Annotated in this window: 2 protein-coding genes; both read right to left on the bottom strand. The window is 52.6% G+C overall.

Annotated elements, in window-relative coordinates; translation table 11 throughout:
* Positions 1–23 precede the first annotated feature (23 nt).
* Positions 24–722, bottom strand: coding sequence for an L-ribulose-5-phosphate 4-epimerase (locus QVO97_RS03030; protein WP_022358942.1), 699 nt, complete (start codon positions 720–722; stop codon positions 24–26).
* A 3-nt stretch (positions 723–725) separates the two neighbouring features.
* Positions 726–1,066: FGGY-family carbohydrate kinase (locus tag QVO97_RS03025; RefSeq protein WP_288188760.1), on the bottom strand; the 341-nt coding region annotated here is incomplete at its 5' end.

The following is a 1,066-nucleotide window of genomic DNA, read 5'->3' as shown; positions in this document are numbered from 1 at the left end:
AAGTGCCTACCCGTGAACAGTAACTACAAATTCCCTTGTCCGTAATACGCCCCCGGGCCATGCTTCCGCAGATAATGTTTATCCTGCAGGCACTGCGGCGCTTCCTTCACATCCGGATTGATCATCTCGCAGCGCGCCGCCATCTTGGCAACCTCCTCGAGTACAACCGCATTGTGAACCGCCTCATGCGCATCCTTGCCCCAGGTAAACGGTCCATGGTTCTTGCAGAGCACACATGGCACCGCCATCGGGTCGAGCTTCCTCTCCTCAAACAAATCTGCAATCAGAACGCCTGTGTTCCACTCATAATTCTTTAATTCTTCCTCATTTAAGTTTCTCGCGCATGGAACGGAACCATAAATATAATCTGCATGGGTCGTTCCGTAGCACGGAATGTCACGTCCCGCCTGCGCCCAGGAAGTCGCCCACGGGCTGTGCGTGTGAACCACGCCGCCGATCTTCGGAAAACGGTTATAAAGAATCAGGTGGGTTTTTGTATCAGAGGACGGATTCAGCGTTCCCTCAACGCGGTTTCCTTCCAGATCCATGACAACCATATCATCTGGCGTCAGTTTGTCATAGTCCACGCCAGACGGTTTGATGACAAACAGCCCCCTCTCGCGGTCAATCCCGGAAACATTGCCCCAGGTAAAGGTAACCAGACCGTATTTCGGAAGCAGCATATTAGCTTTGTATACTTCTTTTTTTAATTCTTCCAGCATCGATTAAAACCTTCCTTCTACGGCGCCTCTCTCGGCAGCCAGACCATTGATATAGCTTGTCATAAACGCATTGAAGCCCTCGACATCCTTTGCATCCGGCTCCATCGTCTCCGCCTTTGCATCTGCAAATACCTGCGCATTTAAGTAATCGGACAAGCTCTGTCCCGGCTTCTTATCTTTGCGGTACGCCGCCAGAACCGCGATACCCCAGGCACCGCCCTCACCAGCTGTCTCCATAACGGATACCGGTACGTCAGCCGCTGCCGCCATGATACGCTGTCCAACGCCCTTCGTCTTGAAGAATCCGCCGTGGCCCATCAGTTTATCCAGCGTCACGTGCTCTT

The organism is Clostridium sp. CAG:43 (assembly GCF_000434655.1).
GTDB classification, from domain to species: domain Bacteria; phylum Bacillota; class Clostridia; order Lachnospirales; family Lachnospiraceae; genus Otoolea; species Otoolea fessa.
This window is presented reverse-complemented; position numbering and strand designations above follow the sequence as displayed.

Coding starts and splice junctions, on each gene's coding strand:
- QVO97_RS03030 (WP_022358942.1), bottom strand. CDS start 722: ATGCTGGAAGAATTAAAAAAAGAAGTATACAAAGCTAATATGCTGCTT.